14 protein-coding genes and 1 tRNA gene are annotated in these 24,463 nt (G+C 71.0%); 7 read left to right on the top strand and 8 right to left on the bottom strand.

Annotated elements, in window-relative coordinates; genetic code table 11:
- Nucleotides 1–128 precede the first annotated feature (128 nt).
- The 5 genes from AC1PME_RS12520 (at nucleotide 129) to AC1PME_RS12500 (ending at nucleotide 14,201) form a co-directional block, all read left to right on the top strand.
- On the top strand, nucleotides 129–2,045 hold the full coding sequence (locus AC1PME_RS12520; RefSeq protein WP_481096033.1) for a CocE/NonD family hydrolase: 1,917 nt from the start codon (nucleotides 129–131) through the stop codon (nucleotides 2,043–2,045).
- A gap of 887 nt (nucleotides 2,046–2,932) precedes the next feature.
- On the top strand, nucleotides 2,933–9,598 hold the full coding sequence (locus tag AC1PME_RS12515) for an Ig-like domain-containing protein (RefSeq protein ID WP_481096032.1): 6,666 nt from the start codon (nucleotides 2,933–2,935) through the stop codon (nucleotides 9,596–9,598).
- Entirely contained in the window at nucleotides 9,598–10,866 is a 1,269-nt protein-coding gene (locus AC1PME_RS12510) for a TolC family protein (protein ID WP_481096031.1), read from the top strand. Before AC1PME_RS12515 ends, AC1PME_RS12510 begins: the two co-directional genes overlap by 1 nt.
- Before the next feature lie 64 nt (nucleotides 10,867–10,930).
- Entirely contained in the window at nucleotides 10,931–13,024 is a 2,094-nt protein-coding gene (locus AC1PME_RS12505) for a type I secretion system permease/ATPase (protein ID WP_481096030.1), read from the top strand.
- Nucleotides 13,017–14,201 (top strand): beta-barrel domain-containing protein, encoded by a 1,185-nt coding sequence (locus tag AC1PME_RS12500; protein ID WP_481096029.1) that lies wholly within the window; start codon nucleotides 13,017–13,019, stop codon nucleotides 14,199–14,201. The genes AC1PME_RS12505 and AC1PME_RS12500 overlap by 8 nt, the downstream gene beginning before the upstream one ends.
- Nucleotides 14,202–14,223: 22 nt before the next feature.
- Here the strand turns inward: AC1PME_RS12500 and AC1PME_RS12495 are convergent, their stop codons facing one another.
- From AC1PME_RS12495 to AC1PME_RS12475, 5 genes are all read right to left on the bottom strand, one after another.
- The gene (locus AC1PME_RS12495; RefSeq protein ID WP_481096028.1) at nucleotides 14,224–14,544 is read right to left on the bottom strand and encodes a hypothetical protein; all 321 of its coding nucleotides are present in this window, start codon (nucleotides 14,542–14,544) and stop codon (nucleotides 14,224–14,226) included.
- Nucleotides 14,545–14,823: 279 nt separating this feature from the next.
- Nucleotides 14,824–14,900 (bottom strand) — tRNA-Pro (locus tag AC1PME_RS12490).
- Between the two features lie 60 nt (nucleotides 14,901–14,960).
- A complete protein-coding gene (gene cydX, locus AC1PME_RS12485; RefSeq protein WP_254458316.1) occupies nucleotides 14,961–15,080 on the bottom strand; it encodes a cytochrome bd-I oxidase subunit CydX in 120 nt (39 codons plus the stop codon).
- Nucleotides 15,081–15,102: 22 nt separating this feature from the next.
- On the bottom strand, nucleotides 15,103–16,254 hold the full coding sequence (gene cydB / locus AC1PME_RS12480; protein WP_481096027.1) for a cytochrome d ubiquinol oxidase subunit II: 1,152 nt from the start codon (nucleotides 16,252–16,254) through the stop codon (nucleotides 15,103–15,105).
- Nucleotides 16,255–16,273: 19 nt separating this feature from the next.
- Entirely contained in the window at nucleotides 16,274–17,863 is a 1,590-nt protein-coding gene (locus AC1PME_RS12475; RefSeq protein ID WP_481096026.1) for a cytochrome ubiquinol oxidase subunit I, read from the bottom strand.
- 273 nt (nucleotides 17,864–18,136) lie between these two features.
- Between AC1PME_RS12475 and cydD the strand changes: the two genes are divergently transcribed.
- Both cydD and cydC read left to right on the top strand, forming a co-directional pair.
- Nucleotides 18,137–19,849 (top strand): thiol reductant ABC exporter subunit CydD, encoded by a 1,713-nt coding sequence (gene cydD / locus AC1PME_RS12470; RefSeq protein WP_481098113.1) that lies wholly within the window; start codon nucleotides 18,137–18,139, stop codon nucleotides 19,847–19,849.
- Nucleotides 19,846–21,522, top strand: coding sequence for a thiol reductant ABC exporter subunit CydC (gene cydC, locus AC1PME_RS12465; RefSeq protein WP_481096025.1), 1,677 nt, complete (start codon nucleotides 19,846–19,848; stop codon nucleotides 21,520–21,522). The genes cydD and cydC overlap by 4 nt, the downstream gene beginning before the upstream one ends.
- Nucleotides 21,523–21,756: 234 nt before the next feature.
- On the opposite strand, the gene metX is transcribed toward cydC, so the two are convergent.
- The 3 genes from metX to AC1PME_RS12450 all read right to left on the bottom strand — a co-directional run bounded on the left by metX (nucleotide 21,757) and on the right by AC1PME_RS12450 (nucleotide 24,462).
- The gene (gene metX / locus AC1PME_RS12460; RefSeq protein ID WP_481096024.1) at nucleotides 21,757–22,869 is read right to left on the bottom strand and encodes a homoserine O-acetyltransferase MetX; all 1,113 of its coding nucleotides are present in this window, start codon (nucleotides 22,867–22,869) and stop codon (nucleotides 21,757–21,759) included.
- Nucleotides 22,870–22,942: 73 nt separating this feature from the next.
- A complete protein-coding gene (locus AC1PME_RS12455) occupies nucleotides 22,943–23,338 on the bottom strand; it encodes a nuclear transport factor 2 family protein (protein WP_254458311.1) in 396 nt (131 codons plus the stop codon).
- Nucleotides 23,339–23,421: 83 nt separating this feature from the next.
- A complete protein-coding gene (locus AC1PME_RS12450) occupies nucleotides 23,422–24,462 on the bottom strand; it encodes a tetratricopeptide repeat protein (RefSeq protein WP_481096023.1) in 1,041 nt (346 codons plus the stop codon).
- Nucleotide 24,463: the final 1 nt, after the last annotated feature.

Raw genomic sequence — 24,463 nt, 5'->3', positions numbered from 1 at the left:
GTCGGCCTGGGCCGATCGCACGTTGCCGGCGCCGCGACCGCAGCGGGCGACCCAGCCTTCGTCACTTGCCTAGCGCCGCGGGCTCGCCTAGCGTCGGGGATTCGCCTTCTCTCGGGATCCCATCGCTCATGCGTCGCATCGCTCCCTGCCTGCTCGCCGCCGCCGTCGCCCTCGCCACCACCGGCGCCGCGTTCGCCCAGACCGCGCCGATGACGCCGGACATCACCGGCAAGCCGTTCGTCGCGCCGACCGCGGCCAACGACTACGTCAAGCGCGAGGTGATGATCCCGATGCGTGACGGGGTCAAGCTGCACACGGTGATCGTGCTGCCCAAGGGCGCGCACGGCGCGCCGATCCTGTTGACCCGCACGCCCTACGACGCCAGCGGCCGCGCCAGCCGCCTGGCCTCGCCGCACATGCGCGATCTGCTGCCGCAGGGCGACGAGGTGTTCGTCGACGGCGGCTACATCCGGGTGTTCCAGGACATCCGCGGCAAGTACGGCTCGGAGGGCGACTACGTGGTGACCCGGCCGCTGCGCGGGCCGCTCAACCCGACCAAGGTCGACCACGCCACCGACGCCTGGGACACCATCGACTGGCTGGTCAAGCACGTGCCCGAATCCAACGGCAAGGTCGGCATGATCGGTTCGTCCTACGAAGGCTTCACCGTGGTGATGGCGCTGGCCGATCCGCACCCGGCGCTGAAGGTGGCCGCGCCGGAAAGCCCGATGATCGACGGCTGGATGGGCGACGACTGGCTCAACTACGGCGCCTTCCGCCAGGTCAACCTGGACTACTTCACCGGGCAGATGACCCGGCGCGGCAAGGGCGAGGGCATCCCGCGCCAGGGCTACGACGACTACAGCAACTTCCTGCGCGCCGGCTCGGCCGGCGACTACGCCAAGGCCGCCGGGCTGGAGCAGTTGCCGTGGTGGCGCAAGCTCACCGAGCACCCGGCCTACGATGCGTTCTGGCAGGAGCAGGCGCTGGACAAGGTGATGGCGCGCACCCCGCTGAAGGTGCCGACGATGTGGCTGCAGGGGCTGTGGGACCAGGAAGACATGTGGGGCGCGATCCACAGCTATGAGGCGATGGAGCCGCGCGACACCGGCAACGACAAGAACTACCTGGTGATGGGGCCGTGGCGGCACAGCCAGGTCAACTACGAGGGCGCCTCGCTGGGCGCGCTGCAGTTCGACGGCGACACCGCGCTGCAGTTCCGCCGCGACGTGCTCAAGCCGTTCTTCGACCAGTACCTGGTCGATGGCGCGCCCAAGGCCGACACCCCGCCGGTGCTGATCTACGACACCGGCGCCAACCACTGGGACCGCCTGCAGCGCTGGCCGCTGAGCTGCGCGCAGGGCTGCCCGGCGCAGAGCAAGCCGCTGTACCTGGAGGCCGGCGGCCGCGTCTCGTTCGAGGCGCCCAAGGCCGGGCAGGGCGAGTACACCGAGTACGTGTCCGACCCGGCCAAGCCGGTGCCGTTCGTGCCGCGCCCGGTGGTGTTCGGCGACCGCGACATGTGGACCACCTGGCTGGTGCACGACCAGCGCTTCGTCGACGGGCGCCCGGACGTTCTGACCTTCGTCAGCGAGCCGCTGCAGGCGCCGCTGCGCATCGCCGGCGCGCCGCAGGTGCACCTGCAGGCCTCCACCAGCGGCAGCGACAGCGACTGGGTGGTGAAGCTGATCGACGTGTATCCGGACCAGATGGCCTCCGCGCCGAAGTTGGGCGGCTACGAGCTGCCGGTGTCGCTGGCGATCTTCCGCGGCCGCTACCGCGAGAGCTTCGAGCATCCGGCGCCGCTGACCCCGAACCAGCCGCTGGCCTACAGCTTCGGCCTGCCCACCGCCAACCACACGTTCGAGCGCGGCCACCGGGTGATGGTGCAGGTGCAGTCCAGCCTGTTCCCGCTGTACGACCGTAATCCGCAGACCTACGTGCCCAACATCTACTTCGCCAAGCCGGGCGATTACCAGAAGGCGACGCAGCGGATCTGGCACACGCCGCAGCAGGCCAGTTTCATCAGTCTGCCGGTGTACTGAGCCCGGGAGTGCCGCGCACCGGCGGTGCGCGGCGGCACGCGCCACGCCGCCGACCATCCAGGGTCGGTGGGCCGATCGCTGTGACAGGCGCGGGCGTGTGCCCGCGCCTGGTCCCCATGCAGTCGTCGCGTGACCGCAATTGCGTGACCGCGGAAGCCGCCAGCCCGGCGCGGTCCGGCAAGTGCGGCCGACCTCCGACGTTGGCGCAACCGCCCGGCTGCTTCTTATGCAGCCACGCCGGTCGGCGCCAATTTTCCGTGGTTTTGCGCAAGACCCTTGAAACACTCGCAGCAGGCTTTGTGAAAAAGTCGTCGCTGTTGCGTGGTGCGAAACACAGTTGCGTGACAAATTTGTGTCAGTTCATTGCCTTCATGTGTCGTCGTTGCCAATGATTGGCGCGTGCAAACGGAAGGGGGACCGCGTAACGCCAGTTCGTTGGCGGATATGCGGCACGATGGATCCGGACCTGAGGTTGGGCACCTCGCACGTCAGGCGAGGCATGTCGGCGCAGTGTCACCTGCACAGGGTTTTTGCCGTCTTGCCGTCTGAACTGCTCTGGCTTTTATCAGGAGTGCCCGTGATGTCATTGGACGCCGCCGGTTCGTCTCGTTCGCCCCGCCACGCGCCGCCGCGCCGCCGCCCGCTTCATCCCTCGATTTCCCCTTTGCAACGATACCGACGCTAGCCGCCGCTACGTCCATCGCGACGTGGCGCCTGGCTGTTCGTGGGCTGCGTTGCTCGATCACCGATCCAATGCGTGTCGTGGACCAACAGGGCCGCGCGGGTGACGTGTTGCCTGCGTACGGCGTCCCGTCGTATCGCTCGCCGCCCGCCCTTGGCTCGCGTTCGCAGGCTTTCGCCCAATCTCGCGATAAGGAGTGTTCGCCATGAGTATCCAGGTCAAGGTTGTCCCGCACAGCGCCGACGTCACCCGCGCCCCTGCCGTCCCGCTGCCGGCCGACGGCGTGGTGCGGCTGACCCAGGCCAGCCAGGTCGTGCTGGACGTGCCGCCCGACAGCGTCGCCGCCTACAGCCGCGACGGCGACGATCTGCTGGTGCGGATGAAGAACGGCGAGACGGTCCGCATCGCCCACTTCTACGATGCCGCCTCGGAGCCGAGCCAGTTGTTCCTGACCCAGGAGGAGCAGCTGCTCGCGGTGCAGTTCGCCGGCGCCGGCGAAGGGACCGCGTTGCTGGCCAGCTATGCGCCGGTGGGGACCGAGGCCGGGTTCGAATCCTTGACCGCGGCCGGCGTGGGAGCGGCGGCCGGTGGGCTGGCTGCGCCCTTGCTGATGGCGGGCGGCGTCGCACTCGGCGCGGGCGCGTTGGCCAGCATGGGCAGCGACGACGACCGCAACGAGATCGTGCAGCCGCAGCCGGCGGTACCGGCCGCGGCGAGCAATCTGCAGATCTCCACCGACGGCACCCAACTCACCGGCATCGCGCAGGCCGGCCACTCGGTCCTCATCGATGCCGATGGCGACGGGCAGATGGAAGTGGTCGTCGTGGCCGGCAGCGACGGCAGCTTCGTCGCGACCCTGCCGACGCCGCTGGTCGATGGCGAGATGGTGGCCGTGGTCGTCACCAGTCCGGTGGGCGTCACCAGCCCGCCGGCAATGGTGCAGGCGCCGGACGTCACTCCGCCCGGTGCGGCGGGCAACCTGCAGGTCGCGGCGGACGGCAGCAGCCTGACCGGCACCGCCGAGGTGGGCGCGACGGTGGGCGTGGACACCAACGGCGATGGCGTGCCGGACGCGACCGCCGTGGTCGGCAGCGACGGCGGCTTCAGCGTGCCGTTGCAGCCGCCGCTGACCAACGGCGAGACCGTGACCGTGGTGGTGACCGATCCCGCCGGCAACACCGGCCCCGGCGCCAGCGTCAACGCGCCCGATACCACGCCGCCGGCGGCGGCCGGCGATCTGCAGGTCTCGGCCGACGGCGGCAGCCTGACCGGCACCGCCGAGGCGGGCGCGACGGTGGGCGTCGATACGAATGGCGACGGCCTTCCCGACGTCACCGTCGTGGTGGGCGGCGATGGCAGCTTCAACGTGCCGTTGCAGCCGCCACTGACCGACGGGCAGACGCTGACCGTGGTGGTGACCGATCCGGCCGGCAACAACAGCCCCCCGACCAGCGTGCAGGCGCCGGACCTGCTGGCGGCGCCGATCATCCAGGCGACCAACGGCAGCGTGATCGCCGGCACCTCCGAAGCGGGCGCCAGCATCACCCTGAGCGACGGCAATGGCGCGCCGATCGGCCAGGCCGTCGTCGATGCCGCCGGCAACTGGAGCTTCACGCCGGCCACGCCGCTGCCGGACGGCACGGTGATCACCGCGGTCGCCAGCAATGCCGCAGGCACGGTCAGTCCGCCGGCGACCGCCACCGTGGATGCGGTGGCGCCGGCGGCACCGCTGCTGCAACCGAGCAACGGCAGCGTCGTCGCCGGCAGCGCCGAGGCCGGTGCGACCGTCACCGTCAGCGACGGCAACGGCACGCTGATCGGCCAGGCCACCGCCGATGCGTCCGGCGCCTGGAGCCTGACCCCGGCCACCCCAGTGCCCGACGGCACCGTGCTGACCGCCATCGTCACCGACGCGGCCGGCAATGCCAGCGCGCCGGCGACCACCACGGTGGATGCCGTGGCCCCGGCTACCCCGGTGCTGCAGCCGAGCAACGGCACTGCGATCGTCGGCAGCGCCGAAGCCGGCGCGACGGTCACCGTCACCGATGGCAACGGCGCGCTGATCGGCCAGGCCACGGTCGATGCGTCCGGCAACTGGAGCATCACCCCCGGCGCCGCGCTGCCCGACGGGACGCCGATCAACGTGGTGGCCACGGACGCGGCCGGCAACGCCAGCGCGCCGGCGACGCTGACCGTCGATGCCGTGGCGCCGGCGGCGCCGGTGCTGCAGCCGAGCAATGGCGTGGCGATCGTCGGCAGCGCCGAAGCTGGCGCGACGGTCACCGTCACCGATGGCAACGGCACGCTGATCGGCCAGACCACGGCCGATGCGTCCGGCAACTGGAGCGTCATCCCCGGGGCCGCACTGCCCGACGGCACCGTGATCACCGCCGTGGCCACCGATGCGACCGGCAACGTCAGTGCGCCGGCGACGACCACGGTCGATGCATTGGCGCCGTCGGCGCCGATCCTGCAGCCGAGCAATGGCGTCACGATCGCCGGTACCTCGGAAGTCGGCGCGAGCGTCACCGTCAGCGACGCCAACGGCACACTGATCGGCCAGGCCACGGCCGATGCGTCCGGCAATTGGAGCATCACCCTCGGGGCGGCATTGCCCGACGGCACCGTGATCAGCGCCATCGCCACCGATGCGGCCGGCAACGCCAGCGCGCCGGCGACGACGACCGTCGACGCGCTGGCGCCGTTGGCGCCGGTGCTGCAGCCGAGCAATGGCAGCGCGATCGTCGGTACGGCGGAGGCCGGTGCGACGGTCACCGTCACCGATGGTGCGGGTGCCCTGATCGGCCAGACCACGGCGGATGCGTCCGGCAACTGGAGCATCACCCCGGGTGCCGCGTTGCCCGACGGCACCGTGGTGATGGCCATCGCCAGCGATGCCGCCGGCAACGCCAGTGCGCCGGCGACGCTCACGGTCGATGCGTTGGCGCCGTCCGCCCCGATCCTGCAGCCGAGCAATGGCGTGGCGATCGTCGGCAGCGCCGAAGCTGGCGCGACGGTCACCGTCACCGATGGCAGCGGCGCGCTGATCGGCCAGACCACGGCCGATGCGTCCGGCAACTGGAGCGTCACCCCGGGGGCGGTACTGCCCGACGGCACGGTGATCACCGCCGTGGCCACCGATGCGACCGGCAACGTCAGCGCGCCGGCGACGACGACGGTCGATGCCGTGGCGCCGTCGGCGCCGATCCTGCAGCCGAGCAATGGCGTCACGATCGCCGGTACCGCGGAAGCCGGGGCGAGCGTCACCGTCACCGACGGCAACGGCACGCTGATCGGCCAGGCCACGGCCGATGCGTCGGGCAACTGGAGCATCAGCCCGGGGGCGGCATTGCCCGACGGCACCGTGATCAGCGCCATCGCCACCGATGCGGCAGGCAACGCCAGCGCGCCGGCGACGACGACCGTCGATGCGCTGGCGCCGTCCGCGCCGGTGCTGCAGCCGAGCAACGGTACTGCGATCGTCGGTACCGCCGAAGCCGGCGCGACCGTCACCATCACCGATGGCAACGGCACCCTGATCGGCCAGACCACCGTCGATGCGTCCGGCAACTGGAGCATCACCCCAGGGGCCGCGTTGCCCGACGGCACCGTGGTGACGGCCATCGCCACCGATGCGTCCGGCAATGCCAGTGCGCCAGCGACGCTCACGGTCGATGCGTTGGCGCCGTCCGCGCCGATCCTGCAGCCGAGCAACGGCGTGGCCATCGTCGGTACGGCGGAGGCCGGGGCGACCGTCACCGTCACCGATGGCGCGGGCGCGCTGATCGGCCAGACCACGGCCGATGCGTCGGGCAACTGGAGCGTCACACCGGGGGCCGCCTTGCCCGACGGTACGGTGATCAACGCCGTCGCCACCGACGCGGCCGGCAATACCAGCGCACCGGCGACGTTGACCGTGGACGCCTTGGCACCGGCCGCTCCGATCCTGCAGCCGAGCAACGGCGTGGCGATCGTCGGCACGGCGGAGGCCGGCGCGACCATCACTGTCACCGATGGCAACGGCACGCTGATCGGCCAGGCCACGGCCGATGCGTCGGGCAACTGGAGCGTCACGCCGGGGGCCGCATTGCCCGACGGCACCGTGATCAGCGCCATCGCCATCGACGCCGCCGGCAACGCCAGTGCGCCGGCGACGCTGACCGTGGATGCCTTGGCACCGGCCGCTCCGATCCTGCAGCCGAGCAACGGCGCCACGATCGCCGGTACCGCGGAGGCCGGGGCGACCGTCACCGTCACCGACGGCAACGGCACGCTGATCGGCCAGGCTACCGCGGATGCGTCCGGCAACTGGAGCGTCACGCCGGGGGCTGCGCTCCCCGACGGCACCGTGATCAACGCCATCGCCACCGATGCGGCCGGCAATGCCAGCGCCCCGGCGACGTTGACCGTGGATGCGCTTGCGCCGACTGCCCCGATCCTGCAGCCGAGCAATGGCGTGGCGATCGTCGGCACGGCCGAAGCCGGTGCAACCATCACCGTCACCGACGGCACCGGCGCGCTGATCGGCCAGGCCACCGTGGATGCGTCCGGCAACTGGAGCGTCACCCCGGGGGCCGCATTGCCCGACGGCACCGTGGTGACGGCCATCGCCACCGATGCGTCCGGCAATGCCAGTGCACCGGCGACGTTGATCGTGGATGCGCTTGCGCCGGCGGCGCCGATCCTACAGCCGAGCAATGGCGTGGCGATCGTCGGCACCGCGGAGGCCGGGGCGACCGTCACCGTCACCGACGGCACCGGCACGCTGATCGGCCAGGCCACCGCGGATGCGTCCGGCAACTGGAGCGTCACGCCGGGCGCTGCGCTCCCTGACGGCACCGTGATCAACGCCATCGCCACCGATGCGGCCGGCAATGCCAGCGCCCCGGCGACGTTGACCGTGGACGCCTTGGCGCCGGCCGCCCCGATCCTGCAGCCGAGCAACGGCGTGGCGATCGTCGGCACGGCCGAAGCCGGCGCAACCATCACCGTCACCGACGGCAACGGCGCGCTGATCGGCCAGACCACGGCCGATGCGTCGGGCAACTGGAGCGTCACCCCGGGGGCGGCGCTCCCCGACGGCACCGTGATCAGCGCCATCGCCACCGACGCGGCCGGCAATGCCAGCCCGCCGGCGACGTTGACCGTGGATGCGCTGGCGCCGGCGGCGCCGTTGGTGTCGATCAGCCTGGACGGCAGCCTGCTCAGCGGCACCGCCGAGGCCAACGCGCAACTGCGCGTGGTGGTGAACGGCGATACCACCAATCCGCTGCTGATCCAGGTGGACGGCAACGGCAGCTTCAGCCTGCCGCTGTCGCCGCCGCTGGTGATCGGTCAGGCACTGTCGGTGGTGGCGGTGGATGCCGCCGGCAATGTCAGCCCGCCTGCGCTGCTCACCGCGCCGGACCTGTCGCCGCCGCTGCTCAGCGTGCCGGAGGCGGGCGATACCTGGGTCAACGCCGCCGAGATCGGCGATGGCATCCAGGTGCTGGTGCAGTTGCGGCCGGCCATGCTGGTCGGGCAGGTGGTGACCGTGCACTTCGCCGGCCAGAACGGCTACGAGGTCGACGTCAGCCACACCCTGACCAGCGCCGACCTGAGCGCCGGCAACGTGCTGGTGTCGGTGCTGCCGCCCAGCGGCGGCGCGGCATTGCCGCAAGGGGCGGCGACGGTCACGGCCGACCTCAACGGCGGTCCGCTGTCGTCCTCGGTCGGCTTCACCATCGACACGGTGGCGCCGGCGACGCCGGTGCTGTCGCTGGTCGGCAGCCTGCTGACGATTTCCAGCGAGCCGGGCGTCGCGCTGACGGTCAACGTCAACGTCGGCGGCGTGCAGGCCACCGCCACGCTCGCCGCCGACAACAGCGGCCTGGCCTCGCTGGACCTGCTCACCGGCCTGGACATCGACCTGAGCTGGGCGCAGCTGCTGAACGCGCAGGTCTCGGTGGTCGGTGCCGACCCGGCCGGCAATCCCAGCCCGGTCGTCTCGCTGGGCGTGGGGACCAACATCGCCCAGCCGCTGACGCTCGGCGACTTCGGCGTGGACTTCTCGCTGCTGCCGGCGACGTTCGGCTTCAGCGGGCAGGCCGAGCCGAACGCGAGCCTGGCGATCCGGGTCATCACGCCGGCGCTCAATGTCGAACTCACGCCGATCCAGGCCGACGCCAATGGCGACTTCGCCCTGAACCTGCTCAGCTCCAGCGTGCTGAACCAGCTCGGGCTGACCGCCTCGGGCCTGCTCAACCTGGGAACCCAGGTGTCGTTCGAAGTGGTGGGCACCGATACGCAGGGCAACGACAGCGCCCGCTACGGCATCAGCCTGTCCAGTAGCGGCGTCAGCCTGGGCATCGGCGAGATCAGCGTGTTCGGCACCGCCGTCAACGACATCCTGTCCGGCGCCGACGGCAGCAGCGAACGCATCCTCGCCGGCGACGGCAGCGACCTGATCTTCAACGTCGGCAGCGGCGACCGGGTCGTTGCCGGCAACGGCGACGACACCATCCAGATCACCGGCAACACCTTCGCCAGCATCGACGGTGGCGCCGGCTTCGACACGCTGTTGTTCGCCAACGGTATCGATCTGGACTACAACGCGGCGGGCATCGGCACCCTGAGCAACATCGAGCGCGTCGACCTCGGCAAGGGCGATTCCGGCAGCACGCTGACCCTGACCGCGGCGGAAGTGCTGGCAATCACCGACAGCAACGACACCCTGCAGTTCACCGGCGACGGGGCGGATGTGCTCAACGTGATCGGCGCGGTGGACAGCGGCACCACCCAGGCGATCGACGGCATCACCTATCACGTCTACAGCTTCGGCACCGCGACCTTGCTGGTGGAGGACAACACCCTGGCGGTGGTGACGGCCTGATGGCGAAGAAGGGGGCAGGGGACCGGCGCACGCGCCGGTCCGCTCTGGCGCTGGCCCTCGGGCTGTGGCTGGCGCTGCCGGCGTGCGCCTGCGCGATGTCGCTGACGCAGGCCGTGCAGCGCGGATTGGCGATCGAGCCGCAGTTGCGCGCGGCGATGGCCGACGCGGCGCGCGCCGCCACCGACGTGCGCATCGCCCGCAGCGGCTACTACCCGGCGCTGTCGGTCGCCGCCGGACCCAAGGCGCTGGACCCGGGCGAGGTGGTCTACGACGTCAACCTCTCGCAGATGCTGTACGACTGGGGCCGCGTGTCGAGCCGGGTGGCGAATGCGCGCGCGCAGCAGCGCGGGCAGGACGCGGCGGTGGAGGTGGCCGCCGACGATGCCGCGCTGCAGATCGTGGAGGTGTATCTGGACGTGTTGGCCGCGCAGCAGCGGCTGCAGGCGGTGCAGGCGCACCTGCAGCGCCTGCAGGTGATCGCCGACCTCAGCCAGGCGCGCAGCGGCGGCTACGCCGACCGCAGCGAACTGGAGCGCACACGGCTGGAACTGGCCCGCGGCCAGGACCAGTTGGCCACCGAGCAGGGCGTGCTGCAGGAGGTGCGCAACCAGTTCCTGCTGCTGGTCGGCGCCGAGGCCGAGGATCTGGTCGAACCGGAGACGCTGGAATTGCCGCAACTGGCGCCGCCGTTGCTGGCGCAGGCGGTGGACGCCTCGCCGCTGCTGCGCAAGGCCGGCGAACAGGTGCGCGCGGCCGAGGCGGAGCTGCGCGAGGCGCGCGCGGCATTGAAGCCGCAACTCAATCTGGAGGCCGCCGCGCTGCGCCGCGACGTCGGCGGGCGCCTGCAGAACGATTCGACCATTTCGTTGCGGCTGAGCATGGACGTGCTCCAGGGCATGTCCACGTTCCTGCGTCCGCAGGCCGCGCGCCAGCGCCTGGAAGCGGCGCAGTGGAACATGCAGGCGATGCGCCGCGAGGTGCTGCGCACCGTGCAGACCCTGGCCGACAGCGGCGAGGCCTTGCGCGGGCGCGAACAGGCGCTGCTGCGGCAGGCGCAGCAGGCGGTGGAAGTGGCCGAGCTGTACCGCGAGCAGATGAGCGTGGGCCGGCGCGAGGTGATCGAGCTGCTGAACGTGCAGCGCGAACGCCTGGAGGCCGAGCGGCAATTGATCAGCCTGCGGATCGAACGCAAGCGCCTGCGCTATCGCGCGGCGGCGCAGATCGGCGCCTTGCGCGCGCTGTTTCGGGAGACGACGCATGCAGGGTGATGGGGGGATCGGGGCATCCGCGGTGACGCCGCGGGCCGGGGGCGCGGATGGGCTGCGCGAAGGCTTGCTGTTGCTGTGCCAGCGCCTGGGGCGGCCGTTGAGCGATGCCGAACTGGTGGACGGCATCGCCCTGGTGCAGGGACGCCTGCCGCTGCACCTGGTGCCGCGCGCGCTGCGCCGTGCCGAGCTCACGGCCGAGGTGCTGGCCTATCCGCTGGACGGCATGGACCGCTACCTGTTGCCGGCGCTGCTGCTGTTGCACGATGGGCGCACGGTGCTGCTGGAGGCGATCGAGGCGGGACAGGCGCGGCTGCTGCTGCCGCATGCCGGCGGTGGCGAGCAGGCGGTACCGGTGGCGGAGCTGGAGGCGCTGTACAGCGGTTCGGCGGTGTTCGCCAAGCCGCGCTTCCGCGACGACGGGCGCATCGGTGGTTACGCCGGCAGCGCGTCGGAACATTGGTTCTACGGGCCGCTGAAGAAGCTGTGGCGCTCCTATGCGGAGGTGGCGCTGGCGGCGATGGTCGCCAACCTGCTGGCCATCGCCACAGCGCTGTTCGCCATGCAGGTCTACGACCGCGTGGTGCCCAACGCCGCCTTCGACACGCTGTGGATCCTGGCCAGCGGCGTGGTCCTGGCGATCGTGATGGAAGGCGTGCTGCGCACCCTGCGCGGGCAGTTGCTGGCGGTACTGGGCAAGCGCCTGGACCTGCAACTGTCCACGCTGCTGTTCTCGCGCGTGTTGGCCATGCGCATGGCCGCCAAGCCGGCGTCGATGGGCGCGTTCAGCACCCAGGTCCGCGAGTTCGAGTCGGTGCGCGAGTTCTTCACCAGTTCCAGCGCGGCGCTGATCAGCGACCTGCCGTTCGTGGCGATCTTCCTGGGCATCATCGCCCTGATCGGCGGCCATGTGGTCTGGGTGCCGCTGGCCGCCTGCGTGCTGATGGTGCTGCCGGGGCTGCTGGCGCAGCGCCAGCTGGGCGAACTGTCGCGGCAGAACCTGCGCGAAGGCGCGATGAAGAACGGCCTGCTGCTGGAGGCCTTCGAGCATCTGGAGTCGATCAAGGCCGCGCGCGGCGAAGGCCGCTGCCAGGGGCTGTGGGAAGCGCTGACCGCGCAGTTGTCCGCCTCGGCGATGAGGACCTACGCGCTGACCACCGCGCTCAGCTATGCCGCATCGGTGGTGCAGCAACTGGCTTACGTCGGGGTGGTGGTGTTCGGCGTGTACCGCATCCAGCAGGGCGCGATGAGCGTGGGTGCGCTGGTGGCCTGCTCGCTGCTGGCCTCGCGCGCGATCGCGCCGCTGGGACAGGCCGCGGCGGTGCTGGGGCGCTGGCAGCACACCCGCGTGGCCATGGAGGGCCTGGATCAGCTGCTGGGGGCCGAACAGGAGCGGCCGCCGGGCAAGCGCTTCGTGCACAAGCTGCGCGTGCGCGGCGACTACCGCCTGGAGGCGGTGCGCCTGCGCTACGGCGAGCAGCCGCCGGTGCTGGACGTGCAGGCGCTGCGCATCGGTGCCGGCGAGCGCGTGGCGCTGCTGGGCGGCAACGGCGCCGGCAAGTCCACGCTGCTGCGGGTGCTGGCCGGCCTGCTGGATCCGCACGCCGGGCGGCTGTTGCTGGACGACGTGGCGATCGCGCAGATCGACCCGGCCGACCGCATGCGCAACATCGGCTACCTGCCGCAGGACGTGGCGCTGTTCCATGGCAGCCTGCGCGACAACCTCAACCTGCACGGCGCCGCGCTCGGTGACGACGAGCTGTACGCGGCGCTGGACGGGGTCGGGCTGGGCACGTTCGTGCGCGCGCATCCGTTCGGGCTGGACCTGCCGATCCAGGGCAACGCCAGCCTGTCCGGCGGACAGCGCCAGGCGCTGGGACTGGCGCGGCTGCTGCTGCAGGATCCCAGCGTGGTGCTGCTCGACGAACCCACCGCGGCCTTCGATCAGCACAGCGAACAGGTGTTCATTGCCTACCTGCAGCGCTGGCTGGGCGCGCGCACGCTGATCGTCAGCACGCACAAGCGCAGCATGCTGGAGGTGGCGCAGCGCGCCGTGGTGCTGCGGCAGGGGCGGGTCGTGGTCGACGGGCCCGTGGAGCAGGTGCTGCAGGGCAACCGGGTGCAGGTGCCGGCGACGGCAGTGGCGGGCGGCCATGGCTGAGCGCGCGGCGGTGGCGGTGCGGCGGCGGCTGGGCGATCCGCTGCTGGCGTCCACGCATCCCTGGTACCGGCCGCTGCTGTGGACGGTGCTGGCGACGGTGGCATTGTTTCTGGGCTGGGCGGCCTGGGCCGAGCTGGACGAAGTCACCCGCGGCGACGGCCGGGTGGTGCCGTACAGCCGCATCCAGAAGATCCAGAGCCTGGAGGGCGGCATCCTCGATCGGCTGCTGGTGCAGGAGGGCGAACTGGTCAAGCCAGGGCAGCCGCTGGTGCGGCTGGAGCGCACCCACTTCCTCACCAACTACCAGGAGTCGGTCAACCAGGCGCAGGTGCTGCATGCGGCGATCGCGCGGCTGGAGGCGGAAGTGCTGGGCAAGAACAGCATCGCCTTCCCGCCGCAGATCGCCGGCGAGCGCGCCTTGCTGCAGTCCGAGCGCGACCTGTTCGACGCGCGGCGCGGCAAGCTGGCCGAAGGCACCCAGGCGATCCAGCATCAGATCGCCCTGGCCCAGGATCAGTTGAACATCGTGCGCCCGCTGGTGGCCAAGGGCGCGGTCAGCCAGGTCGAGGCGCTCAAGCTCAGCCAGGACATCGCCACCCTGCGCGGCCGCCTCGGCGAGCTGCGCAACAGCTATTTCCAGGAGGCCTACACCGAACTGGCCAAGCGCAAGGCCGATCTCAGCGCGCTGGAGCCGATCGTGCAACAGCGCCACGACCAGTTGCGCCGCACCGAGATCCTGTCGCCGGTGCGGGGGCGGGTGAACACCGTGCTGATCAATACCCACGGCGGGGTGATCCCGCCGGGCGAGCCGATCATGGAGATCATCCCGGTGGAGGAGCGGCTGCTGGTGGAGGCGCGGATCAAGCCGCGCGACGTGGCGTTCCTGGTGCCGGGCATGCAGGCCCGGGTCAAGATCACCGCCTACGACTACACCATCTACGGCGAGTTGAACGGCACCGTCGAGCAGATCAGCGCCGACACCATCGAGGAGCAGACCGCGCAGGGCAAGGAGTCGTTCTACCAGGTGCTGATCCGCACCGACGGCAGCCAGTTGCGCCGCGGCGGCGACACGCTGCCGATCATTCCCGGCATGGTCGCCGAGGTCGACATCCTCACCGGCAAGCGCAGCGTGCTCAACTACCTGCTGCGGCCGCTGCTGAAGGCGCGGTTGCGCTGAGCGCGGCCGCGGTCGGCGCCGCTCAGCTGCGCGATTCGACCAGCGAGAGGGTGCAGGTCTCGCCTGGGGCGGATTGCGTGTAGTCGAAGCGCGAAAGCTTCTTGCCGGCGGTCTGCGCGGCCAACAGGCTCGCATACGCGGCCTTGCCGAACTCGTCGTTGAGGGTGAAGTAGACGATGTCGAACTTGCAGCTGGCGGAAAACGCGTCCTTGACGCTGAAGTAGGCGGTGCCGCCGCCCTGCACGCCGAGGCGGTCCACCGCCTTGTCGGTTTCGGTCACCGCGGCGGCGGGGGCGCAGTAGAAGGCGATCAACGAGAGGCAGAGGGCCGCTGGCAGTTTCATGGTGGCGTGTCCGTTTGTCGGAGTCGTGAACGTCGAAACGGGCATGCCGCCGCCTCGCCTCCGGCACGCGTCGTCGCCGAAGACGGAGGGGCTGATGGATGCGCCGGTTCCCCGTCGCCATTGTGGCAAAAAGCCAGGCCCGGGAGTGAAAGCCCGGCTGCCTTGAGGATGGAGGCGGCTGCGAAGAGGCGGCGGCCGCGCGGTGCGGCCGGTCGCGGATTGCAGGCACAAAAAAGCCCGGAAAACTGTGGTTTTCCAGGCTTCTTGTGACCTTGAAACTGGTCGGGGAGACAGGATTCGAACCTGCGACCTCTACGTCCCGAACGTAGCGCTCTACCAGACTGAGCTACACCCCGAAGGAGCCGCACATGATACGGAGGTCTTCCGCATTCGGCAAGCGCCTTTGCAAAAAAATTTCAGTCGGTCGCGTTGGCGGCGTCGGCGGCGTTGCGCTCGCGGGCCTCGAACCACATGCCGTTGAGGATGGCGGCGGTGGAGGCCAGGCCGACACCGAGAATCCAGGCGAAGTACCACATGATCGTTCTCCTTGCGGGTGCGTCAGTACGCGTTGGGGTTGTCGTCCAGGGAGGCGGGGGTGACCTTGCCCTTCAGCACGCGGTACACCCAGGTGGTGTAGGCGAGGATGATCGGCAGGAACACCACGGTGGCCAGCAGCATGATCCACAGGGTCAGGTGGCTGCTGGAGGCGTCCCACACGGTCAGGCTGGAACCGGGCTGGCTGGAGGACGGCAGCAGGAACGGGAAGATCGCAAAGCCCACGGTCAGGATGATGCCGGCGATGGCCGCAGCGGAGGCGAGGAAGGCCAGGCCGCCGCGGCGCTTGCGCAGCAGCACCGCGCTGAGCAGCAGGCCGAGCAGGCCGGCGGCCGGGGCCAGGGCGGTCAGCGGCATGGTCTGGTAGTTGTGCATCCAGCCGCCGACCTCGCCGAGCACGGCGGTCTTCAGCAGCGGGTTGGTGGCGCCGTCGGTGACCACCTGCGAGGTGACCGCGTAGCCGGGCAGGCCGCCGGCCACCCACACCCCGGCACCGGCGAACAGCGCACAGGCGACCAGTGCGGCCACGCTGCCGTAGCGCGCCGCGCGCTCGGCCACCGGGCCGTCGGTCTTCAGCACCAGCATCGCCGCGCCGTGCGCCACCAGCATGCTCACGCTGAGCAGGCCGGCGAGCAGGGCGAACGGCCTCAGCAGGCCGAAGAAGCTGCCGGTGTAGAACACCCGCAGGGTGTCGTCGAAGTGGAACGGCACGCCCAGCAGCACGTTGCCCACCGCCACGCCCATGATCAGCGCGGGGACGAGGCCGCCGACGAACAGCGCCCAGTCCCACCCGTTGCGCCAGCGCTGGCCGGGCAGCTTGCCGCGGAACTTGAACCCGACCGGGCGCAGGATCAGCGCGAACAGGATCACGAACATGGCCAGGTAGAAGCCGGAGAAGCTGACCGCGTACAGCGGCGGGAAGGCGGCGAAGATCGCGCCGCCGCCCAGGATCAACCAGACCTGGTTGCCCTCCCAGACCGGGCCGATGGTGTTGACCACCAGCCGGCGTTCGGCGTCGGTCCTGGCCACGAACGGCAGCAGCGCGCCGACGCCCAGGTCGAATCCGTCCATCACCGCGAAGCCGATCAACAGGATGCCCAACAGCAGCCACCAGATCACGCGCAGCGTGGTGTAGTCCAATGCAATGAAGTCCATGGTGTGTCTCCTGCCGGGGTCAGAGGTGGCCGGCGGCCGCGGGCGCGGCGATCGGGGTGACGGGACGCGGGGCGGGCTGCAGCAGGGCCGGCAGCGCGTCCGGCCCCTTGCCGATCGCCTTGAGCATCAGCTTGATTTCGATGATCAGCAGCGTGGTGTAGATCGCCACGAAGCCGGCGAGGGTGATCAGGATGTCGTGCAGGGCCAGGCCGGAGGCGGCGTAGAAGGTGGGCAGCACGCCTTCCACCGCCCACGGCTGGCGGCCGTACTCGGCGACGAACCAGCCGCACTCGATCGCGATCCACGGCACCGGCAGCGTCCACAGCGCCAGCTTCAGGAACCAGCGCTTGTCCTCGAAGTTGTGCTTGCACGAGAACCACAGCGCGGCGGCGAAGAAGGCGATCAGGTAGAAGCCCAGCCCGGCCATCACCCGGAACGTCCAGAACAGCGGCAGCACGCGCGGCACCGTGTCCAGCGCGGCCTTGGCGATCTCCTCCGGGGTGGCGTTGAGGATGTCCTCGCGGTAGCGCTTGAGCAGCAAGCCGTGGCCCAGGTCCTGCCAGTGGCGGTCGAACACCGCGCGCGCCTCGGCGTCGTTGCGGTTGGCCTTGAGCCGCTGCAGCGCGCCGTAGGCGATCTGCCCGCCGCGCACGCGATGTTCGGCGCGCTTGACCAGTTCCAGGATGCCCGGCACCGGCGTGTGCAGCGAGCGCGTGGCGATCAGGCCCATCAGGTACGGCACCTTGATCGCGTAGTCGTTCCTGCCGGTGGCCTGGTTGGGGATGCCGAAGGCGGTGAAGTCGGCCGGCGCCTGCTCGGTTTCCCACATCGCCTCGATCGCGGCCAGCTTCATCTTCTGGTGTTCGTTGGCGGCATAGCCGCTTTCGTCGCCCAGCACCACCACCGACAGCGACGACGCCAGGCCGAACGCGGCGGCCACCGCGAACGAGCGCCGGGCGATGTCGCGGTGCTTGCCGCGCAGCAGGTACAGCGCGCTGATCGACATCACGAACACCGCGCCGGTCACGTAGCCGGCGCTGACCGTGTGCACGAACTTGGCCTGCGCCACCGGGTTGAACACCACCGCCATGAAGTCCACCACTTCCATGCGCATGGTGTCCGGGTTGAACACCGCGCCGGTCGGGTTCTGCATCCAGCCGTTGGCGATCAGGATCCACACCGCCGACAGGTTGGTGCCCAGCGCCATCAGCCAGGTCACCATCAGGTGCTTGACCGCCGACAGCTTGCTCCAGCCGAAGAAGAACAGGCCGATGAAGGTCGCTTCCAGGAAGAACGCCATCAGCCCTTCGATCGCCAGCGGCGCGCCGAAGATGTCGCCGACGTAGTGGCTGTAGTAGGACCAGTTCATGCCGAACTGGAACTCCATCACGATGCCGGTGGCCACGCCCATCGCGAAGTTGATGCCGAACAGCACGCCCCAGAACAGGGTCATGCGCCGCCAGACCTCCTTGCGGGTCATGACGTACACGCTCTCCATGATCGCGAGCATGAAGGACAGGCCCAGCGTCAGCGGGACGAACAGGAAGTGGTACATCGCGGTCATGGCGAACTGCAGCCGCGACAGCTCTACGACAGTGGTGTCGATCATGGCTGTGCTACCTCGTGGAAAATGTGCATCTGGGTGGCCGAGTGGCGGGAGATTGGAGGCGATCTTCCGCCTGGGGCGCGCGTTCGACCTTGATTCAGATCAATGTGCCGAACCGCCGCGCCCGGCATCGTGGCGGCCACGGCGATTCCAGCCCCGCAAGTGCCTTCCCGCTAAACTGGCGGCTCCGTTCGCCGCGCCGAGCCTGTTTTGACCGATTCCGCCGAGCCGTCCACCGCATTGCCCGCCGACACGCCGCACCAGCGGCAGCAGCGCATGCGTTGGCTGGATGCCCTGGCCGCGGCGGCACGCGGCCGCCAGCGCCTGGCCGCGGCGGCGATCAGCGCGTCCGGCGCGCTGCTGATCGTGCAGGCCGGCGCCATCGCCTGGCTGGTGCAGGCGCTGCTGGTGGAACGCCGCGACCTGGCGCAGGCGCTGCCGGCCTTCGGCCTACTGGCAGTAATACTTGCGCTGCGCGCCGCGCTCGGGGCCGCCGCGCAGCGCGCCGCCGGCGACGTCGCCGACGCGGCGAAACTGGAATTGCGCCGGCGCGTGTACCGGCAGCTGCTGCAGCGCGGGCCGCTGTGGCTGCGCGGGCAGCGCAACGGCGAACTGGGCGAGCTGCTGCTGGCGCATGGCGATGCGCTGGACGGCTACTACGCCGGCTACCTGCCCGCGCGCTGGGAAGTGAGCGTGGTGCCGCTGCTGATCGTGCTGGCGGTGGCGTGGAGCGACTGGGTGGTGGGCCTGATCCTGCTGTTCACCGCGCCGTTGGTGCCGATCTTCATGATGCTGGTGGGCTGGGGCGCCGAGGCTGCCGGCCGCCGCCAGTTGCGCGAACTGGCGCGGATGGGCGGGCACTTCGCCGATCGGCTCAAGGGCCTGGGCCTGCTACGCCTGTACGGCCGCGGCGACGACGAACTGCGCGGGATCGCTGATGCCGCCGAGGGCGTGCGCGAACGCACGCTGAAAGTGCTGCGCATCGCGTTCCTGTCGTCCACCGTGCTGGAGTTCTTCGCCTCGGTCAGCGTGGCCATCGTCGCGCTGTACCTGGGCCTGAGCTACCTGGGCATGATCGCCCTGCACAGCAGCGTGCCGACCCTGGGCACCGGCGTGTTCTGCCTGTTGCTGGCGCCGGAGTTCTACGCGCCGCTGCGGCGGCTGGCCGCGCATTACCACGACCGCGCCAATGCGCTGGCCGCGGCGGCGGAGGTGGAGCGCCTGCTGGAACGCCTGCCGCAGGGCACGGAGGCGCCGGCGATGCGCGCCGAGGGCGCAGCCGCGTCCGACGACGCCGCTGCAGCGACCGTCGCCGGACCTGCCGCAGTCGCGCCGAGCGCGGCGCCGTTGCTGCAGGTGCGCGCACTGCACCTGCGGCCGCTGGGCGCGCGCTGCGATGCCGTGCGCGGCCTGGAGTTCGACCTGCATGCCGGCCAGCGCCTGGCCCTGGTCGGCCCCAGCGGCAGCGGCAAGAGCACCTTGCTGGAAGCGCTGGCCGGATGGCTGCCGCCGCGCGCCGGTGCCGTGCAGATGCGCGCGGGACTGCGCATCGGCTACGCCGGGCAGCGGCCTTATCTGTTCCACGGCAGCATCGCCGACAACCTGCGCCTGGCCGATCCGCACGCCAGCGCGGCGCAGCTGCGGGCCGCGGCCGAGGCGGCGCAGGTGCTGCGTTTCGCCGCGCGGCTGCCGCAGGGGCTGGACACGCGGATCGGCGAGCGCGGCTTCGGCCTGTCCGGCGGCGAGGCGCGACGGATCGGCCTGGCGCGCTTGCTGCTGCGCGATCCCGAGCTGCTGTTGCTGGACGAACCGACCGCGTTCCTGGATGCGGAGACAGAAGCGGAACTGCTGCGCACGCTGGCGGCCTTCGCCCGCGGCCGCAGCGTGATCGTCGCCACCCACAGCGAGGCGGCGATGCGCTGGGCCGACGCCGTGCTGCGGCTGCCGGCACGCGACGCCGCAATCGCGACCGCGGGAGCCACGCCATGAGCGGCGCGGCGCGCGACACCTTGCGCAGCGTGTTCGGCCGCCATCGCGGCCGCCTGCTGCTGACCGCGCTGCTGGTGCTGTGCACGATGCTGGCCGGGGTCGGGCTGCTCGGCCTGTCTGGCGGCTTCCTGACCGCCGCGGCGCTGGCCGGCGCGGTCGGCATGGGCAGCGGTTTCAACTTCTTCTCGCCGTCGGCCGGCATCCGCGCGCTGACCTTCGCCCGCATCGCCTCGCGCTACGGCGAAAAGCTGGTGGGGCACGACGCCACCCTGCGCATCGCCCGCGACCTGCGGGTGTGGTTCTTCCGCCGCGCGTTGCCGCTGGCGCCGGCACGGCTCGGCGCCAGCCGCACCGGCGAACTGCTGGCGCGGCTGATGTCGGACATCGGCGAGGTCGACGGCCTGGTGGTGCGCGCGCTGGCGCCGCTGGCGGCATTGCTCGGCGTCGGTGCGATCGGCATCGCCGCGGCGGCGGCGATCCATTGGCCGGCGGCGCTGGTGCTGGCCGCGCTGGCGCTGGCGATCGGGCTTGGCGTGCCGTGGGTGGTGGCGCGCGGTGGCGAGGCCCGCGAGCGCGCCCGCGCGCAGCAGCGCGAAGCCTTGCGCACGTTGGCCTACGAAGGCCTGGAGGGCGCCGCCGACCTGGCCGCGCTGGAGGCGCAGGCCGCCTGGATCGCGCGCGTGGACGCCAGCGCGCAGGCGGTGCGCGGCGAAGACCGGCGCCAGCGGCAGCGGCTGATCGGCGGCAACGCCCTGCACGCGCTGTGCGCTGCGGCGGGTCTGCTGGCGATGCTGTGGGTGGCGCTGGGCGCGGCCCGCGCCGACGCGATCAGCGCCGAACAGGCCGCCGGCCTGCTGTTCCTGACCGTAGCCCTGCTCGAGGTCTGGGCCGGGGCCGGCCTGGCCTGGCAGGCGCTGCAGTCCGGCCGCGTCGCCGCGCGGCGGCTGCAGGCGATCGCCGGGCAGGCGCCGCCGGTCGTCGACCCGGCGCAACCGCACGCGCTGGCGGCCACGGGCGAGGTGCAGTTCGACGAGGTGGTGTTCGCCTGGCCGGGCGAGACCCGGCGCGTGCTCGACGGCGTCACCCTGCGCATCGCCCCGGGCGAGCGCATCGCCATCGGCGGCGACAGCGGCAGCGGCAAGACCACCCTGTCGGCGTTGTTGCTGCGGCTGTGGGACCCGCAGCAGGGCAGCGTCCGCTATGCCGGCGTGGACCTGCGCGAGGTCGCCGAGGCGCAGTGGCACCGCCGCATCGCCTGGTTGCCGCAGGGCGCACCGGTGTTCGCCGGCAGCGTGCGCGACAACCTGCGCCTGGGCGATCCTGATGCCGATGACGCCCGCCTGCAGCGGGTGCTGGCCGACGTGCGGCTGGACGCCTGGCTACAGGAGGTCGGCGGCCTCGACGCCTGGCTCGGCGAGAACGGCGCCACCCTGTCCGCCGGCCAGGCGCGGCGCCTGGCCCTGGCCCGCGCACTGCTGCGCGAGGCGCCGCTGCTGGTGCTGGACGAACCCACCGAAGGCCTGGACGTGGACACCGCGCAGGCGCTGCTGCGCGACCTGGCACAGGCGCTGGGCCAGCGCAGCCTGCTGCTGATCAGCCACGATGCGCTGCCGGAAGGCGTAGTGCATGTGCGCTATCGGTTGCAGGAGGGGCGGTTGCAGGTCGAGCCATAGCGCAGTCCCGAGCGACATCGCCGCGACGCGTGTGCCGAGGCACCCTGCGTCGGGACTGAAGTCCCTCCCACAAGAGTCAGGTGCGCTTCTCCATGTTGCAGGAAGCTTTTTGTGGGAGCGACTTCAGTCGCGACGAGTGGAGTACAGAACTTCCTGGAAGCGAGCCGTTAGGCCAACCACGACCGAAGGAGCGCGGACTCCTCCGCTCCCCACAGCCAACAAGGCACTCAATCGCTAAAGCGCGTCCAGAAACGCCTGCACCGCCGGCCCGAACCGCGCGAAATCGACCAGGAACGCATCGTGCCCCTGCGGCGAATCCAGCCCCAGGAACTGCGCCTGCGCGCCGCCGGCGCGCAGGCCGTCGGCGATCTGTTGCTGCTGTTGCACCGGGAACAGGATGTCGGTGTTGGCACCGATCGCCAGGGCGCGTTCGATACGGATCGTGGCGATGCCGGCGAGCACGTCGCCGCCGGCATGTTCGGCCAGGTCGAACCAGTCCATCGAGCGGCTCAGGTACAGGTAGCAGTTCGGGTCGAAGCGGCGCACGAAGCGCCGCGCGTGGCCTTCGAGATAGCTTTCGACCTGGAACTCCAGGCCGAACGGATCGTCGTCGGCCTGGTCCGAATCCAGCCGCACGCGGCCGAAGCGGCCGTCCCATTCCAGCGCCGAGCGGTAGGTGATCACGCCGAGCTTGCGCGCCATGCGCATGCCCGACTCGGGATAGCTGGTCTCGTCGTAGTCGCCGCCATTCCAGTTCGGGTCCAGGCGGATCGCCTCGCGCTGCAGCGAGCGGATCGCGATCGAGAACGGCAGCGCCTGCGCGCTGCCGGAAATGTTGATGTGGCTGCGCGCCAGGCCGGGATGCCGGTGCAGGAAGGCCAGGGCGGTCATGCCGCCCATCGAGTTGCCGATCACGCAGGCCAACTGCGCGATGCCCAGCGCTCGCACCACCTGCGCGGCGGCATCGGCGCCGTCCTCGACCGACAGCTCCGGAAAGCGCAGGCGGTACGGCTGGCCATCGTCCGGATGCGGCGAGGCGGGGCCGGTCGAGCCCTTGCAACTGCCCAGCGAGTTCACGCAGATCACGAACCAGCGCTGCGTGTCGATCGGCTTGCCGGGGCCGAGCATGGCCTCCCACCAACCGGGCGTGGCATCGTCGGCATTCGCCGCGGCATGCGCGTCGGGCGACAGCCCGGTGACGATCAGAATCGCATTGTCGCGCGCGGCCGACAGCGTGCCCCAGGTTTCGTAGGCGACCCGCGCAGCGTGCAACTGGCCGCCGCGCTTCATCGGGAACGGCGAGGGCAGGGCGAGGAAACGGCTGCCGGGCGGGATGAATTCGGTCATGCGCCGATTCTAGCCGCGCGGGCGCGATGCGCGGGTGCGGCGGCGCTGTCCGCGGGTCGCCGGCTTGCAAGCATCAGCTCTCGGACACCACCGTGCCCTGGTGGTAGACGATCTTCCAACCGTCCGCGGTCCGCCGCCATAGCGTGGCCCGCCGCGTGCGGCGTTCCGGTTGCAGCAGGGTATAGGTCAGCAGATAGGTGTCCGCGGCGATCTGCTGGCAGCGGAAATCCTGGGTTTGCCAGTCCGCTTCCTCGCTGCCGTCGTGGCGACGCGTCGCCAGCACGTCGAGGACGTGCGCGCGGCTGTAGCGCTGTCCCGAGGCGCCGACCTCCCAGAAATCTTCCGTGGTCATGCGTTCGAAGTCCTCGCGCGCGGTGCCGAATTCCGGTCGATGGAAGATCGGTTCGCGCCGGCGCAGTTCTTCGAGGACGCCGAGCAGGGCGGGAGCGGTCTGCAACGATGGTTCCATGCGCGCATCTTCGGGTCGACCAGGCCACGATAGCGCAGCGCAGGGCGGTACTCCATCGTCGATGCGCCGCGGCGCGGCACGGTTTACGGCTTGCCGATCACCAGTTGCACTGGCGTGGCGGCCGGTAGGTCGACGGTGACCGCTGCCGATTCCAAATCGCCGTCCTGGCGCATCGCGTTACCGCTGGCCGACAGCCGCGCCAGCACCTGCACCTGCTTGAGGTCCGAGAGCTTCTGCGTCGGCATCGGGCTGTCCGCATCGCGCAGCGTCACCCGCAGCGGCAGCGCCTGCAGCGGGTGCTTCTGCACCGCCACCGGCATCGGCGGGCCGCCCGGCACGCGCGCGATCACGAACACGCTGGCGTCGCCGCGCAGGCGCACGCGCGCGGCGAACGCCGGGTCCAGCGACACCGCCACGGTCAGGCCGGTGTTCGCCGGCGCCTTGGCCTCCTGCGTTGCTGCGGCCGCGCTGCCGGTGGCGGGCAGGGCCGGCAGCCCGGCAGCCGCGCGGGCGGCGTCGATCTGCGGCCGCAGCGCCGCGGCAGTGGCCGCGTCCACGCGCGGCAGCAGCGCTTCCCAGGTGGCGGCCGCGGCGGCGTGCTGGCCGCGCTGGCGCTGGGCGATGCCCAGGAACCAGGCGCCGCGTTCGCTGCCCGGCGCCAGTTGCAGGGCATGCCGCAACCAGGCCAGCGCCTGGTCGTCGAACTGCCGTTGCGGGTCGGCCAGCGCACGCGCCTCGGCCGCTTCGATCAGCAATGGCGCCTGCTCCGGTGCCAATTGCACGGCGCGTGCGAAGGCGTTGGCGGCCTCGGCGGCGTGCCCCAGCGACAACTGGCTGCGGCCAAGCAAGGCCCAGCCGTCGGCCCGGTTGGGATCCCTGGCCAGCGCCGCTTGCAGTTGTTGGACGCCGTCCTCCAGCGTGCGTGGCGCCTCGCGGTTCTGTGCCTGCAGGGCGCGCGGCGTGCCGACCAGGGCGTACAACGCCGCCGTCGCCACGCCCAGCGCCAGCACCGCGACCGTCAGCAGCGCGCTGTTGCGGCGGCCGCCGCGCAGCGGCCACAACACCATCGCGAAGACCAGTGCCGCCAGCGCCACCGCCGCGGCCGACATGCCCCAACTCAGCATC

The organism is Xanthomonas sp. NCPPB 901 (genome assembly GCF_056725085.1).
Note: the sequence above shows the minus strand (reverse complement) of the source record. Positions and strands in the feature narration are given on the sequence as shown.